The organism is Allorhodopirellula solitaria, assembly GCF_007859855.1.
GTDB lineage: Bacteria > Planctomycetota > Planctomycetia > Pirellulales > Pirellulaceae > Rhodopirellula > Rhodopirellula solitaria.
The window spans coordinates 431074-447176 of sequence record NZ_SJPK01000003.1; the positions used below are offsets into that span (position 1 = coordinate 431074).

Below are 16103 nucleotides of genomic sequence, written 5' to 3' on the forward strand. Positions count from 1 at the left end.
CTCCGTTTCTCCCGGCAGTGCCAGTCTAACATTGATAATCACATCCCACAAATAAATCCTTGGATACGGGAGCCATGCCTTGAAAACCTCGGGCCCACGCTTCCGTCGGATGAGCCGATTTTTCAGGCTTTGCTTACTCGGCCAGCACGGTTTCCCAGTCCTTCTTCATGTCGACGACCGTCCAACCATGAGTGGGCGCGGCCTCGAGCGCGGTAATCAGCTTGCCGCTGCTTTTAGGTTTGGCATCGTAAGCGTATTCACGCTCGGCATCGGTGTGATGAATGATCATCCCGAAGCTGGGGCGGGGATTGTCGATGGTCGTGTATTCGAGCATCGCTTGGTCACCGTCTGAGTTTCCAAACGCGGCGATTGGGCGGCGTCCAATGAATTGATAGATGCCCGCGGGTTTACCGGCTTTATCGTCGACAAAGACCGTTTCGAGTGTTTTGGTCAGTGTGGGGACGCCATCTTTCATCTCGAAGGTCGCCTGGCCGTGCGAGCCGATGACCTGCTGCGGTGGAATCCCGTAGGTCTGTTCGGAGAGAACCCGCATGAAGCTGAGCCCACCACCGGAGACGATCCAGGTTTGGAAATCGTTGGCACGCAGGTATTCGAGCAGTTCGATCATGGGTTGGTAGACGCACTGGGAATAGGGTTTTTTCCAGCGTGGATGCTCGGCTGTAGCGAGCCAGTCCTTCACACGTTGGTCGTAGGCGTCGGTGGACATTCCCGCGTGAGTCAGTGCGAGCACTTCGAGTAAGCCTTTGTTGTGGTTTGCGGTGAGCGCTGCGACATCAGACTTGATGAACGCTTGCACGGCGGCGTTATCGTTCCACTCGGGGTGCTCGGGCAGGAGACGCTTGATCTCAGCGGCAGCGAAGATCACTTGAAACGGCAGTGGGTTTTCGCTCCACAGCGTGCCGTCGTTGTCGAAGACAGCGATCCGTTCAGCGACCGGTACGAAGTCGCCCGAGCCTTCCTCGGTGACTTTGTTGACGAAGTCAACGATGGATTGCTTGGTGGTGCCGTCGTTCCAGGAAGGCAGCGGATCGGCTGCCTGCAGCGGTGCCACTAGAAACGCGGCAACGGTCGTCAAGGAAAAAAGCTGCAGCTTTTGAAAAGTACTCATCGTCTCTCTCGTGATCCAGGATGGGTTCGACATATGATTCAAAATTCAAGCAAGGACGCGTCTTCAAGCGACCGGGCTCAGTCCGATCCAATCTGAAACAGGGGCCCAGCGCGATTGCGTGCCTGCGAGACAAGGATCGTATAGTATACACTGGCAGCAATGAATAACCGTTGTCGCGATCAGCACTCCCTCAGCGGGATTGACGTGGCCGCCAGGCACGGCGTTCAGATTACCAACTCTCAGTTTCGTTTGTGGAGTCCCCACGTGATTACTATGCGATCGAGTCGACTTTGGCCAGCGTTTGCTTGTGCACTCGTCATTGGCGCCGCCCCACTCTTTGCCGCTGATTGGCCTACCTTCCGTGGCCCAGAACGCACTGGCATCTCCGCGGAGAACAACCTGTTGCAGGAATGGCCCGAGTCAGGACCAACGCTGCTGTGGCAGGCCAAGGGGGCAGGCCGTGGATACGCCAGCGCCGCGATTGCCGACGGACGCGTTTATACGCTCGGTGACGGATCATCCTTGGCCGATGACAAGGACGAGTACCTGAGCTGTTTCAGTGATGCAGATGGTAGTTTGGTGTGGGCCACCAAAACCGGTTCGGCTTGGAACAAGGGCCAGCCCACCTGGCAGGGATCGCGAGCCACACCCACCGTGGACGGCGATCGGGTGTTCGTCCTGACGCCTGCAGGCACGATCTACTGCTGTGCCACCTCCGATGGCGAGATTCTATGGCAGCACGACGTCAAAGCGGACTTCGGCGGTAAGAAAGCAGATAGTTGGGGATATAGCGAGTCTCCACTTGTCGACGGTGATCAAGTTGTCTGCACGCCTGGCGGCGAAGAAGCCACGGTGATTGCCCTGAACAAGAACGACGGCAGCACGATCTGGAAAGCAGTCCATCCAGGTGACAAAGGCGCCGGGCACTCCTCGATCGTCACCGCCCAAGTAGGCGGCAAGAAGATCTATGTGCAGAACACCGGCGGCGGCCCGATCGGCGTCGATGCCCAATCCGGTGAGTTGCTGTGGTCCTACGAGATGGAACCGCCGACAGCTTTCATTCCATCGCCCGTCATCAAAGATGATTTGGTTTTCTCAACGGCTGGCTATGGACTCGGTGGTGCCTTGGTTCGCCAAGTCCCCCGAGGTGAAGGTAAATTCGAAGTCGAGGAGATCTACCCTGCCAAACCCGACTTGGCTAATAAGCAAGGCGGCGTGGTGCTCCTCGGTGACTACGTCTACGGCGGGGCCGATGGCAGCAACCGAGTTCTGTGCATCGAATTGATCACCGGCGACGTCAAGTGGGAGGCCCGCGGCGCAGGACGCAACTCCATCTCCGCAGCCGCTGCCGAAGGACGCATCTATCTGCACTTCTCCGACGGCACCATGGTACTGGCTGAAGCCAACCCCGAGGAATACGTCGAGGTCAGTGAATTCGAAACGCCCTCGACCAGCGACCGCCCCGCCTGGGCGCTGCCGTCGATCGCTAACGGGCGACTCTACCTCCGCGAAGACGATAGCATCTTCTGCTACGACATTAGCGCCGAGTAAGCATCGCCGAGTCGTCAGCGAGAGAGAAACGCGGCGATCAGTATCGTCGAGGGCGAGGGGGCGAGCTGTGGATTCCCCGCAAGTTTTCCGGTTCATCCGACGGAAGCGAGCGCCCGAGGTTTTCAAGGCATGGCTCCAGTATCCAAGGATTTATTTGTGGGATGTGATTATCAATGTTAGACTGGCACTGCCGGGAGAAACGGAACCGAGCTCTGCAGAGGTGCTGGCTTGGCAAGTGATATCTCGGTCGCCAGCGTTTCCCTGCAAAAGCGGTACGCCCATGGTGTTGTCGGTCCCTGGCGAGCGTTTGTTCATCAGGGACGCATTTTTGAACGATCATTGAATACTAAGCCATGCCTCAAAAAAACTTCCGCGGTGCTCTGCGCACGCTTCCGTCGGATGAACCAGTTTTCCTACGCCGACGGCGTTGAAGAAAATAGCCGGTGGCTTGAGCTTAAGCGAGCACGACTGAAATACGAGCCCGACGCGCGAGCGAGGGTTTACCTGACTCCACTCGCTAGCGTTTCGGGCTTGTCTTGTGGCAGAAAAACCTGGAATACCGACTATTTCAGCAGTCTCCGAAGTTCCGGCAGGGGCCGAGCACTGGGGAAACGCATGCATGGCCGTGAAACCGTGACTGAGCCCTCCCCGAGAAACTCGCTGAAGGCTCGTATCTCGACCCTCCCCCGCTGCGCCCGGGAGGGTGAAGTTCAGGGCAGAAACGACCTCCATTCAAATCAACTGAAACCGGCAGCAAGCCCAGATTTGGAGCAGCCCAGGTCTACGGTGGGTGGTACCGTTCCCGGTGCCTTCAGGCCGCCGATCAGGACGTGGGGCGGGCGGCGGCTTTGTTGTCACTGCTCACTTCCGGAATGGTCAGTTCAGACGTGCAGTGCGGGCACCGCGTTGCCCGAAACGGGATGGTAGAACGACAGAAATCGCATTTCTTGTCCGCCGGTTCCGACTGCGGAGGCGGTTCGCCAAAAGCTTCATCGAGTTGCTCGTCGACCCGATTGATCATCCGGATGACGAGGAACATCGCCAGGGCCACGATCAGCAGCGCAAAGCATGAGTTGAGGAAGACGCCATAATTCATCGTTACCGCGCCAGCTTCTTGGGCCGCCTGCAGGGTGAGGTAGCCTCCGGCCGGTTTCTCGACTCCTTCAGGGACGTGCAACACCCAAAACAGATCAGTCAGGTCGGCGTTGCCCGTTAGCAACCCGATGGGTGGCATGATGATATCGCTGACTAAAGACTTCACGACAGTTGTGAATGCAGCTCCGACGGTGAATCCGATCGCCAGGTCCAGCATGTTTCCACGCAGCGCGAACTTTTTGAGGTCGTCCAAGAATTTCATCATCTAGTACCGAACTTGAGGGCGTACTGACCAGAGCCCAATCGAGATAGCTGTTGAGCATCCAAATCGATTATCTGCTGCCTAGATCCCGTAGCCGAGACCCTCGAGAGGTAGCATTTTGGGAAGACTCAAATTAGCTATCGGAGTGCAGCAGTGTCAACTCGCCAGCACAGTTGCCGTAATGTCCGGAGTTACCGTGCCAGGTTCATTGCGATGCACTAAGATAGCGAGGATTCCCCGCACCCCTTCCAATCCAATGTCCTGGAGCGACCCCCGCACTGGAGTCCTTCTGCGGCCATACTGCGAGCAAGCCATGATGTACCGGTCCATGATTCTGCGTAGCCGATTGTTTGGAATGGTTTTCGCCGTCGTCCTGGCCATCGCTGCTATTGGGGCCGGTGATGTCGAAGCCGGTGACTGGCCACAGATTCTGGGACCCAACCGCGACGGACAGGCTGCGGATGAATCGATTGCAGCCTGGCAGGACGAGCCGGCCGTGCGTTGGCGAGTGAAGTGTGGGGCTGGCTATTCCGGCGTGGTGGTCGCCCATGGCCGTGTGTTCTTGTGGCACCGCGAAGGTGATTCGGAGTGCTTGGATTGTCTCTCAGCAGCGGACGGCAGTCGCCAATGGAGAGCCGAATTCCCCGCGATTTATCGCGGCGGTGTCAACGCCGATCGAGGCCCCCGCTCGGTTCCGTTGGTTAGTGGCGACCAAGTATTCGTCTATGGGGCGGCCGGAGATCTGCATGCCGTCAACGTCAGTGATGGCAGCACGCAGTGGTCGCGTGAACTGCGCAGCGACTACGACGCCGAGGATGGTTACTTCGGAGCGGGTGGGTCGCCCCTGTTGTCCGGGCAGGTGCTGATCGTGCCAGTGGGCGGAGAGAATCACGCGGGGCTCGTTGCCGTGGATCGCCAAACCGGCAAGACCCGTTGGACGGCCGTCGATCAGGAAGCCGCCTATGCTTCTCCGGTCACGATTGAAATCGAGGGGCAAGCTCGCGTCGTCGCCGTGCTGCGGCTGAAAACTGTGATGCTTGATCCGGTGACAGGGGAGGTCTTGTCGGAAGTCGATTTTGGAAAGCGCGGACCCACTGTCAACGCCGCCACCCCGCTCGTCGATCATGAAAAAATCTTCTTGACGGCCGCCTACGGCGTGGGGTGCCGGATGCTCGACATGTCCGCCACCCCACCGCAGGATCTCTGGCGTTCACGCGACGTGATCAGCAGCCATTACGTAACGCCTGTACGCATCGACGACTACCTGTACGCGATCACCGGACGCGAGGACTACGGCACCGGCGAACTGATGTGCGTGCGCTGGTCCGATGGAAAAGTCGCTTGGAATCAACCCGATTTGGGGACGGCTCATTTGATCGCAGCGGGCGAGCGAGTGCTGGCCCAGTGCGTCAGCGGGAGATTGGTGTTGTTCGCGGCGGATCCCAAAAAGTTTCGTTCTCTCGCCGAAGTCGAGTTGCCTGCGGGTATCTATCGATCGCTGCCTGCCCTGGTCGACGGGACTCTGTATTGTCGCCGGACCATTTCCGCGACCGAAGGTGAACTGCTCGCGATCGAACTGAAATAGCTGAGGAGACTAGGCAAATCCAACTTCGCGGATTTGCCGGCGACTGCCTGGGCGTCGCCAGGACCGGCGTATGTGGCCGGTGGGAACCGGCCCTGCTATTGGGACATCCCGCACACCTGGCGCACCGCTGCGAGGCTCACGACAAAGTCGGATTGACGCACTTTTTTCCCCGACGGCCGGTGCGATGGCGGGTGAATCGGTGGGTTTCGCATCTGTTCAGATACGGCCTCGGGGTGCAAAATGAGATCGAGCCATGGTGGAGCGAACGATTCCACTGAGTCGCTGGCTTTCATGGTCCCGAAGTCTGGAAATTTACTTGCCGAATTCCGCTGCCCGTCTGCCGCCCGATCTCCGCTACCAGCAAGGTGGCTGGTTATTTCTTTGCACTCTGCTGGTTTTTTTCCTAACCAGCCTGTTGCTTTATGGGATCTATGCGGAATCGCGGCAGGATGACCCGCAGACGGCGGTGGAGCTGCCAGCGAGTTTTCTGACGAGCACCGTGTGTCTCATTGGGATCAGCGTGGTGCTGCATCTAGCGACACGCACCGTGCGGCGGAGCAAGCGGGGAGTGACGGTGGTTCTGCTGAGCATTGCTGCGCTGGCAGCGGTCGTGTTCATCATGATCCAGTACCGCTCGATGCTGGAGCTGCTCGCTGGCCCAGCCCTCGGCGGTGGGACTGGCAAGGGGGTTGCGGGGATGGTGGTGGTCTTGGCGTTCCTGCATGCCCTGCACGTTGCTGGCGGGATCTTGGCCCTCGGCATCGTGGGCGTGCGGACGGCACTGGGGCGTTACGACCACGAACGGCACTGGCCCGTCGATTTCACTGCCCTGTACTGGCACTTTCTCGATTTGGTGTGGGTCTGCATGCTGATCACGTTTTACCTGACCACCGGTGGAATCGCGATTTAGCGTCAAGCGGCCTAAGTCGGGCTGGCTGTCTGTGAGCTCTGCGAAACTTCGCCGGGAAAGTGGTGTTCCAAATAGTGAGCTACAGTTTTTCTGATGGGTATAACCTGTCCACTGATTAAACTATTCGCTCGCACCCCGGCCGCAATAGTCCGTATAGCTTCACTCTTCTCTAAAATCGCCCTGCGAAATGCTCTTCACGCCTTCATCTCGTAACCGCTGTGCCCAGCTGATTTTCACTGGGATTTTCCTGGCAATAATGGCTTTTGGGAGCCACATGTCTGCATCGGCGCAACCGCCGAATTCGGATACTCCCGCTGCCGCGTCACCGGATGCTGACGCAGAATCCGCCGCTGCCGAGCCCGCTGAGGCAGGACCGGACGCCGCCGATGAGCCCGCCAGTGAGCCTGTCAGTGAGCCTGCTGCGGAGCCCGCTCCCGAAGCCGCGCCCGCTCAAACGCCTGCTGGGGACGCCCTGCGATTCAACTTCGCCGGGGCCCCTTGGAGTGATGTTTTGCAGTGGTTTGCGGAACAAGCGGATTTATCGTTACAAATGGACACGATGCCAGCGGGGACGGTCAATTTTTCTGATCCAAACAAGCTCTATTCGGTCCCCGAGGGATTGGACCTGATCAACCGTTTACTGTTGGATCGCGGCTGGGCCGTGGTTCGTCGTGGCCGCATGTTGTTGTTGGTTGATTTGGAAGCGGACAACGCAGAAAAGCTAATCAGCGAAATGGCGGAACTGGTCACGCCGGAATCCTTTGACAAACGTGGCAACAGCGACATCGTGCGATGTGTCTTCCCGCTCGGTGCGATCACGCCGGAGGAGGCTCGTGAGGAGTTGTCGCAGGTCATTGGCCCCTGGGGCCGCATCAACGTGCTCGCCGGAGCACGGCAGGTCATCGTTACCGAAACGGTGGGTAAACTGCGAGTCATCGATGAAGTCTTGCAGGCGGCCACCAAGGCTCAGTCGAGTGTTGTCGAAATCAACTTGGAGCATCGGTCGGCAGATGAGGTGCTCGAAATAGCTCGCCCTTTATTGGGTTTAGAAGCTGGCACGAATGCCAATGACGAAATTCGAGTTTCGGTTTCTATCTATGGTGACCGTATCTTTGCCACCGGCAGCCAATCGAAGTTGGAGTTGCTCAACAGCGTGGTCGAAAAGGCAGACCGTGCGATGCCCAATGCAGGCGAGGCGAGCGACGAAGCGGTCGCTGCCCCAGAGCTTCGTACGCACTCCGTCGCCGCGGCCAACCTGCAGACAGTTTACGATGTCTTGCAAACGATGATTGCTGGCACGCCGGAGGCGCGATTGGCGATGGACGCCAATCGCGGCGCTATCATTGCCTTCGGGCGTCCTGAGATGCAGGACAAGATTCGCAGTACGATTGCCGAGCTCGAGGGCAATGGCCGTGATTTCACGATCATCGACTTGAAGCGACTCGAGCCAGCCCAAGCGTTGTTGACGATCAACAAATTCTTCGGTGTCACCGAAGCGGGGACCGGCAATGGACCGATCGTCGATGGCGACCCGGCCACGGGCCGTTTGTGGATTCGCGGCACGACAGACCAGGTCGAGTCGGTGAAGCGATTGATCGCTGAGCTGGAAGACGATCCCATGTCGGGAGGCTTCGGCGAGAATGTCCGGATCCTGCCGCTGACGGGGACCGCGGCGAACGATACTCTGAAGCAGATCGAGTCCTTGTGGCCGCTGACGGGACGCAATAACAAGATCCGCGTGATCACTCCATCGGCATCTCAGGATCGCACTGACTCGGCCGCTCCAGTCGACCGCTCCAACCAACGAGACGGTTCGGGGTCGGACGGTCGTTCCGATTTGCTCGATACCAATACGGCTGCCGGTGGTGCGTTCCAAACACTCGTGTGGCAGAACGCATCGTCCTCGGGACCCGAGTCTTCAGGTGCGTCGTCGCCATCAGTTGAAAACGACTACGCCGGAGATGATATCATTATCCAGATGACCCCTGCGGGGCTCGTGATTGCCTCCCGCGACCAGCGGGCGTTGGACATGTTCGAGCAATTACTCACATCGATGGGTACTGAATCGGCAGAAACCTCCGCACTACCAACGATCTTTTGGCTGCGATATCTGAAAGCTGACATCGCTGCGGAACTGGTCGCTGGCGTGCTCGGCGGTGCCGACGCGAGTGGATCAGCGGGTTCGCTGACTGAATCCGTGATGGGCGGCATGGGCGGCGGGATGCTCGGCGGTCTCTTAGGAATGGGAGGCGGTGGCGGTGGCAACGAATCGGAAACGCGAACGATTCTGACCAGCCGCGGCAGCGTGAACATTGTTCCCGACAACCGGCTCAACGCATTGATCGTTCAAGCTCCGCCTTCGGATCTGGACTTTATCCGCACCGTGCTCCAAGAAATCGACCGGGAGGAAAGCCCCGAGACCATCCAGACGATCGCTCGGCCGTCGTTGATCCCGGTGGTCTATCAGGATGCGGCGGAGGTTGCCAAGATCGTCACAGCGGTCTTCGCTGAGAAAATCGGCGATGATAGCGGGGGTGGCGGCGAAGGGGGCCGCGGTGGCCAGCCGAGCCCTCAGGATATTATCAAGGCAATTCGTGGCGGCGGAGGCGGCGGTCAAGCCAAGCCCAAAAGCGAGGCTACTAAAATCATTGTCGCTGTCGACGCACGCAGCAACTCGCTGGTCGTGACGGCGATCCCACAAGATCTCGACGCGGTTCGTCAGCTCGTCGAGGCGCTCGACCAACAGGGCCTCGAGTCTGAGGACGAGGTGGAAGTCGTCGCGATGGGCGGATCCGTGCGACCAGAAATTATGTTGCAAGCCTTGCAGTCGGTTACCGGCAAAGCCACGACGACGACTTCCAGTACGAGTTCGAGCGGCACTTCCGCATCGAATGCATCAGGTAGCAGCGCCGCTTCATCGAGCTCTCAAGAAGATATCCAACGACGGATCGAGTACTTCCGCTCCCGATTCGGCGGGGGTGGGGGTGGGGGTGAGCGAGGTGGCCGTGGTGGCGGCGGTGAACGCGGCGGCGGTGGTGGTGAACGTGGTGGCGGTGGCGGTGGACGAGGAGGACGTGGACGATGATTATGCACGCAGCTGAAATTTTGCGTCGGCGTGGTTTGCTGACGCCCCAACAGCTTGAACAGAGCCGCAATGGCGATCCCTCGGCGATCGTTGACACGGCGGTCTCGCTCGGATACGTGACCGCCCGCGAGGCGCTGACGGCTATCGCCGACGAGGTCGGTCTCGACTTCATCGATCTGCGGACGTCCGAGGTGGACCTCTCGGCGCTCGAAGGGTTCCCACAGAAACTGATCTATCGCCATGCACTCTTTCCCATCGGTTGGGACGATGGCGGACTGCGGGTGGCGACAGCAGATCCCTTTGATCTTTATCCGCTCGACGAAGCCTGTGCCGCGACTGGCAAAACGGTCACTCCGGTTGTTGCCGAACGAGCCGAGATCAACCGCTTGGTGAAGAAGCACCTCGGTGTGGGTAGTGAAACGATCGAGGGACTCGTCGCCGCAGCGGGCGATGAGGAAATCGAACTGCTCGAAAGCATCGAGACCGACGGTAGCGAAATGAGCGAAATGGCTCAGGAAGCTTCGGTGGTTCGGCTGGTGAACGAGATCCTGACCGAGGCGGTCGACTCGCGGGCCAGTGATATTCACATTGAATCGCAATCCGATGGCCTCGTGGTACGCTACCGCATCGACGGGATCCTGCACCCACAACCGGTCCCGCCTGAGATCAATCGCTTTCAAGCCGCGATCATCAGCCGCTTGAAGATCATGGCCCGGCTGAACATTGCCGAAAAACGGCTACCTCAAGACGGCCGGATTCGCTTGCGAGTCCACGGCCGCGAGGTAGACATCCGGCTCAGCGTGATTCCCATGATCCACGGCGAAGGGCTCGTCATGCGGGTGCTCGATAAGTCGTCGATGGTCTTTGACCTCAAGGGCCTCGGGATGTCGGAAGCGATCTACGATCGGTTCAGTGAAATCATTCGCATGCCGCACGGGATCGTCCTGGTTACTGGGCCGACCGGTAGTGGTAAAACGACGACGCTCTACAGCAGTCTCCTGGAGATTCGCAGCCCGGAAAACAAGATCATCACAACCGAAGATCCTGTCGAGTATCAACTCGATGGCATCAACCAAATTCAGGTCCATTCCAAGATCGGTTTGACGTTTGCCGCTTCGCTGCGGAGTATTCTGCGGCATGACCCGGACGTTGTCCTGGTTGGGGAAATTCGAGACTTGGAAACCGCCGAGAATGCGACCCAGGCGTCGCTGACGGGGCACCTTGTTTTCAGCACGCTGCACACCAATGATGCAGCCGGTGCGTTCACGCGGATGGGCGACATGGGGGTCGAGCCGTTTCTCGTTGCCGGGACGGTCGAAGCGGTCATGGCCCAGCGGCTGTTGCGCCGGTTGTGCCCGCATTGCAAAGAGGCCTACCATCCCGATGAAGAGGAACTCCCCAAGGATTTCCCATTTGCCGAACTCGAAGGCCGCCCGCTGTATCGCAGCATCGGTTGTCGCGAATGCCGGAACGTGGGCTATTCAGGACGACTCGGTATCTACGAACTGCTCGTCTCGAGCGAAGCGATCCGCGAACTCGCTCAAGACCGAGCCAGCAGTTGGGACATTCGCCGCGCCGCGGTCGCTGAGGGAATGCGGACCCTGCGAATGGACGCCTGGGACAAAACTCTCGTGGGGGTGACGAGCATTGACGAAGTCCTCCGTGTCACCAAGGGTGAAGCACTCTAAAAAGTGTTGATGAAATGCCATTTCGAGAAGGGAGTGTCCCTTTTTCGAATTGGTTCTCAGCACCGACGTCTCGGGGTTCAGGGGCATGCTCTGAACCCGTTGTCATCTCTCAACGCCAACCGCTGCCGTTCGAACGCTCCGCTTTCCCGAACTCATTCTTCCTGAACTCTCTGCCTTCATGCCTTCCTTCCAATACATCGCACGCGACCTCACCGGCAAGAACATCACAGGCACGATCGAAGCCGGCACGTCGCGTGAAGCGTCGATGCTGTTGTCGGGGAAAGACCTCTTCCCGACCAAGATCACCGAACAGGCAGGAGCGGGGCGATCGCTCTTCTCCGGCGGTAAGAAGAAGGTCAAGGGCCAGGTGATGGTGACCTTCTATGGTCAGCTCGCATCGCTGTTGCGAAGCGGAGTGCCGATGATTCGATCACTGACCTTGCTCGGCAATCAATCCGCAGCGCCCGTTCTGGGCGAGGTGATGGGCGAGATCAAAGGACGTGTCGAGGAAGGTGAGACGCTCGGCGATGCCATGGCACGCTTTCCAGGCGTGTTCAGCGACATGGCCGTCAATATGGTTCGGGCTGGCACCGAGGGCGGTTTTCTCGAGGACGCACTCGACCGCGTTGCGGTGTTCACCGAATTGCAGGAAGACCTCAAGGGACGGACCGTCAGCGCGATGGCGTACCCGGCCTTTCTGTTCGTCGTCGGCACGGTGGTTCTGAGTGGGTTGCTCGTGTTCATGGTGCCCAAATTCGACATGCTTTTTGATCGACTGCGAAAGAAGGGTGAGATGCCTGCTGCCACCGAATGGTTGCTCGTTTTCAGCCATACTCTGCAGAGCTATGGCATCTGGATCATTGTGGCATTGATCGCTGTATTCTTTGCGATACGCATGCACTTGCAGACCGAGGCGGGCAAGGATCGGCTGGACCGCTGGAAACTGAAAATCCCGGTTCTCGGCGATATCTTGATGAACCTCTCGGTGGCTCGGTTCTGCCGCGTGCTCGGCACCCTGCTGGGCAATGGTGTCCCCATTCTAAAGTCGCTTGATATCAGCCGAAGTGCCACCGGCAATCGCTTGCTCAGTCAATCCATTGGCGACGCCACTGAAAACATTCGTTCGGGCGAGAGCCTCGCCAAGCCGTTTAGCGATTCGGGCTATTTTCCGATGGCGGTCGTCGAGATGATCCGCGTCGGTGAAGAGAGCAATTCGCTCGACCGAGTTCTGCCCGAGATTGCTGACTCATTGGAGAAACGCACCTTCCGGCGACTCGATCTATTTGTACGCCTACTCGAGCCAATCATGCTATTGATTATGGCGATCATGGTGCTCGCCGTCGTCATGGCACTGTTGATACCCGTGCTCAAGAGCAGCACAACCTTGGGGTAACCAACGAGGACTCAAAAAGTGTCGAGTACGTCACTCTCCCTTGGGACAGCGAACCGTCGTGCGTCACTTATGATTCCCGTGTTCCTTCGGATTCTTCGCGGCGCAGGCGGGCGAAGGTAAACAATCCCGAGTGATGACCGTCACTGAAGGAGATATTGTAGGCGTAGGTGCCCACGGGCTGCATGCCTTCAATCCGCATCGGTTGTGCTTCGGCGGCGCTGAGCACGGGCAGGCCGATGGGTTTGCTCTTTGGTGTTTCCTCCTCCTCCTCTTCTTCGCCAAGCAGCTTGCCGCGTTTCTCTCGGCAGGTCGCACAGGGGCAGGCATCGCGGAGCTGCTGGGCGGTCCACTGCGTCGATTGGCCGTCGCTCCAGACGATGCGAATACCGCTGTTGCCGCTGCGTTCGATGGAGGTGGGCGTGTAGGCGACCGGGTCGTCAATATTCATAGTCGATTAGAGGGGGATTGGGTGACGCTATGTGGAGCATTTTCATCGTGATTCATACATGCGGGCGGGACGCCCGCGTACCGGTGCGTGGGCGTCCCGCCCGTAGTGGTAGCAAGTACGTTTTATGCAAGAGAAAAATGCTTCACGGCGTGAGGGACGGGGGACGCCGGCAAGCGGTCGGAATTCACGATTGGTCTTTTCCGCCGAGTGCCCGTTTGCCCGCTTCGAGAGTGGCGAGGATCGCATCGACGTCGTACACGCAGCCACCCCAAGTGCCGCCGCCGATTTGCTGCAGTGCGGCCCATAGCCGGGTGTCGTCCGGGATGGCCGCATCGACTTGCAAGTCGGGATGCGGGCCTCGCGTCGCCAGTGTCTCCATGGGGTCGCCACCGTCATGCGGTGCGATCAGATTAACGTGCCCTTCGAGCGTGTCACGATGGACTTCGATTTCAATCAGATCGCCATCGCGAACGCGTCCAATGGGGCCGCCGGCGAGTGCTTCCGGGCCGACGTGGCCGATGCAGGCTCCGGTGCTGACTCCCGAGAAGCGGGCATCGGTGATCAATGCCACTTCCTTGCCGAAGGAGAGGTACTTCAGCGCCGATGTGATCTGATAGGTTTCCTCCATGCCGCATCCAATCGGCCCACGTCCGATCAGGACGATCACTTCACCGGACTGAATCGGTTGGTCGGATTGCCCTTTGACGGCCGCAATCGCATCGCGTTCGCTGGTAAAGACCCGGGCCCGGCCGCTTTTGCGATAGACACCATCGCTATCGATCACGGTGGGATCGATCGAGGTCGCTTTGATCACCGAGCCTTCTGGGCAGAGGTTGCCCTTGGGGAAACAGACGGTGCTGGTTAGGCCCGCGGCTTTCGCGCGAGCCATCGGCATGATCACATCATCTGGGTCGACGCCGTCGGCGAGCTGCAGACGCTCTCGGCAAACAGCGCGGCGTGGCGAAGCCTCCCACTGGTCGAGAAGCTCGTCCCAGGTCATCCCACTGACAGTTTTGGCGTCGCTGTTCCACAACCCTGCGCGACGCAGATGCAATGCGACCTCGGGCACGCCCCCGGCCAGGAAAAGACGCACTGTCGGATGGCCGACGGGGCCGTTGGGCAGGCAGTCTACGAAGCGGGGCACCTGCTGATTGACGCGAGAGAAATCATCGGCCGTCGGTCGGGCGACACCGGCTGCCGCAGCGATCGCAGGGATGTGCAACAGCAGGTTGGTGCTGCCGCCGACGGCGGCATGCATTCGCATCGCGTTCTCGAACGCCGCCGGTGTCAGCACATCACGCATCGACATCCCTTGGGCATGCATGGAGGCCGCTGCGGACGCGGAATCTCGCGCCATGCGGGTCCAGATGGGCTGACCGCTCGGTGACAGTGCCGCGTGGGGAACCGTCATCCCCAACGCCTCGGCAACCACTTGGCTGGTCGCCGCCGTGCCGAGGAACTGGCAGCCACCGCCGGGGGTACCACAGGCACGGCAACCCGCCACCGACGCTTCTTCCAAAGACATCTCCCCGCGCGAGTAGCGAGCGCCAATCGTCTGGACTTTGCCAGCATCCTCTCCCGAGGTCGGCGGCAGCGTCACGCCGCCCGGTACGAGCACATTGGCAAGCTGCCCGGTGCCCGCCAAGGCCATCATCATGGCTGGCAATCCCTTATCACAAGTCGCGATTCCGATCACGCCTTTTCGTTGGGGAAGAGACCGGATCAACCGCCGCATCACGATTGCCGCGTCGTTGCGGTAAGGCAGCGAATCGAACATGCCGTGCGTGCCTTGCGTGCGGCCATCGCAAGGATCGCTCACGAAAGCTGCGAAGGGCACGCCACCATGCGTCTCGATCTGCTCCGCCGCGGCGCGGACGAGAATGCCGACTTCCCAGTGCCCGGTGTGGTAGCCGAGGGCCGCCGGGGTGCCATCAGGGTTGCGCACACCGCCCTGGGTACTCATCACGAGATACTGATCACCGAGGACACGGCGCGGGTCGAAACCCATGCCGACACTCTGCGTCAACCCAAACAGATCACCGCTGGTCCATTGCCGCAGGATTTCATCGCTCAACGGTAGCTTCCCCGAGGGGCCGTCCGCCTTTGTCTGTAAAGACTCGGGTGGATCAAGCGCGGAGAAGTAGTCGACTGGGGAAGCGGGCGAGACCGAATCAGGTTCAGTCACGACGACCCAGTAGGATAAAGAGGTAGTAGGCGAGCGTCATGATCGACTGCAACGTCGCAGCGACATACGTCAACGCGGCCGCGTTGAGTACCTTGGCGACATACTGTTCCTCTTGAGCGGTAATCAAACCAGCGCTGACCAAGTGTTCGCGGGCTCGACTCGAGGCGTCAAATTCAACGGGCAAGTTGACCAGCTGGAAAAACACGACGGCAGAGAATCCGATCACGCCGATCCACATCAACGGCGGGTAGGAGAAGATAGCACCAGCGAACAGCATCGCCGCACCGATTCCACTGCCAAAATTGGCCGCGGGTACGGCCATGTTGCGGACCACCAAGGGGGCGTAGCCTTGCGCGTCTTGGAACGCATGGCCGGCTTCGTGACAGGCCACTCCAAGCGAGGCCATCGAATGACCATTGTAAACGTCGGGGCTGAGACGCAGGACTTTCGCACGCGGGTCGTAGTGGTCCGATAGCTCGCCGGGAACCTGTTCGATCGCCACCGATTGCAATCCCGATGCATCGAGCATCTTGCGGGCCGCCGTGGCTCCTGACATGCGGGCGGGAACCTCGCTCATCGCAGCAAACGACGATTTCACCTTCCACTGGGCATAGAGCCCTAGCAAAAACGGTGGAATGACAAACAACAGGTACATCAACATGGTAGCGCTCGAACGAGGAGAAAGATCGGGGCGAGCAAGACCCGGCGGTGCCAATTCGGCAGCTTTCGGACTTGCTCACACCATCATACGCAAAACCTGGACCAACAGGGG

The 16103-nt window shown here is 59.3% G+C and carries 11 protein-coding genes; 6 read left to right on the plus strand and 5 right to left on the minus strand.

The genetic code is table 11. The features are described from left to right. Positions 1–133: 133 nt before the first annotated feature. Entirely contained in the window at positions 134–1129 is a 996-nt protein-coding gene (locus tag CA85_RS07865) for an HAD family hydrolase (RefSeq protein ID WP_146390752.1), read from the minus strand. Between the two features lie 273 nt (positions 1130–1402). On the opposite strand from CA85_RS07865, the gene CA85_RS07870 reads away from it, so the two are divergent. After that, on the plus strand, positions 1403–2680 hold the full coding sequence (locus CA85_RS07870; RefSeq protein WP_146390989.1) for a PQQ-binding-like beta-propeller repeat protein: 1278 nt from the start codon (positions 1403–1405) through the stop codon (positions 2678–2680). A gap of 823 nt (positions 2681–3503) precedes the next feature. Here the strand turns inward: CA85_RS07870 and mscL are convergent. Next, entirely contained in the window at positions 3504–4040 is a 537-nt protein-coding gene (mscL, locus tag CA85_RS07875) for a large conductance mechanosensitive channel protein MscL (RefSeq protein WP_146390753.1), read from the minus strand. Between the two features lie 325 nt (positions 4041–4365). On the opposite strand from mscL, the gene CA85_RS07880 reads away from it, so the two are divergent. The 5 genes from CA85_RS07880 to CA85_RS07900 all read left to right on the plus strand — a co-directional run bounded on the left by CA85_RS07880 (position 4366) and on the right by CA85_RS07900 (position 12698). After that, positions 4366–5622: a PQQ-binding-like beta-propeller repeat protein gene (locus CA85_RS07880; protein ID WP_246112589.1), complete on the plus strand. Its 1257-nt coding sequence runs from the start codon at positions 4366–4368 to the stop codon at positions 5620–5622. A 316-nt stretch (positions 5623–5938) separates the two neighbouring features. Continuing rightward, entirely contained in the window at positions 5939–6532 is a 594-nt protein-coding gene (locus CA85_RS07885; RefSeq protein WP_246112590.1) for a cytochrome c oxidase subunit 3, read from the plus strand. A gap of 274 nt (positions 6533–6806) precedes the next feature. After that, positions 6807–9617 carry a secretin N-terminal domain-containing protein gene (locus tag CA85_RS07890; protein ID WP_246112591.1) on the plus strand — a complete coding sequence of 937 codons (2811 nt, stop codon included), beginning with the start codon at positions 6807–6809 and terminating at the stop codon, positions 9615–9617. Further along, positions 9614–11305: a GspE/PulE family protein gene (locus CA85_RS07895; protein WP_146390757.1), complete on the plus strand. Its 1692-nt coding sequence runs from the start codon at positions 9614–9616 to the stop codon at positions 11303–11305. The genes CA85_RS07890 and CA85_RS07895 overlap by 4 nt, the downstream gene beginning before the upstream one ends. A gap of 178 nt (positions 11306–11483) precedes the next feature. Further along, positions 11484–12698, plus strand: a complete 1215-nt coding sequence (locus CA85_RS07900; RefSeq protein WP_146390758.1) for a type II secretion system F family protein — start codon at positions 11484–11486, stop codon at positions 12696–12698. Positions 12699–12765: 67 nt separating this feature from the next. Here CA85_RS07900 and CA85_RS07905 read toward each other — a convergent pair whose 3' ends face one another. The 3 genes from CA85_RS07905 to CA85_RS07915 form a co-directional block, all read right to left on the minus strand. Further along, entirely contained in the window at positions 12766–13146 is a 381-nt protein-coding gene (locus CA85_RS07905; RefSeq protein WP_246112592.1) for a DUF971 domain-containing protein, read from the minus strand. Positions 13147–13330: 184 nt separating this feature from the next. Then, on the minus strand, positions 13331–15331 hold the full coding sequence (locus tag CA85_RS07910; RefSeq protein ID WP_146390759.1) for a YjhG/YagF family D-xylonate dehydratase: 2001 nt from the start codon (positions 15329–15331) through the stop codon (positions 13331–13333). Then, positions 15324–15992, minus strand: coding sequence for a zinc metallopeptidase (locus tag CA85_RS07915; RefSeq protein WP_186774809.1), 669 nt, complete (start codon positions 15990–15992; stop codon positions 15324–15326). The genes CA85_RS07910 and CA85_RS07915 overlap by 8 nt, the downstream gene beginning before the upstream one ends. Between the last annotated feature and the right edge of the window lie 111 nt (positions 15993–16103).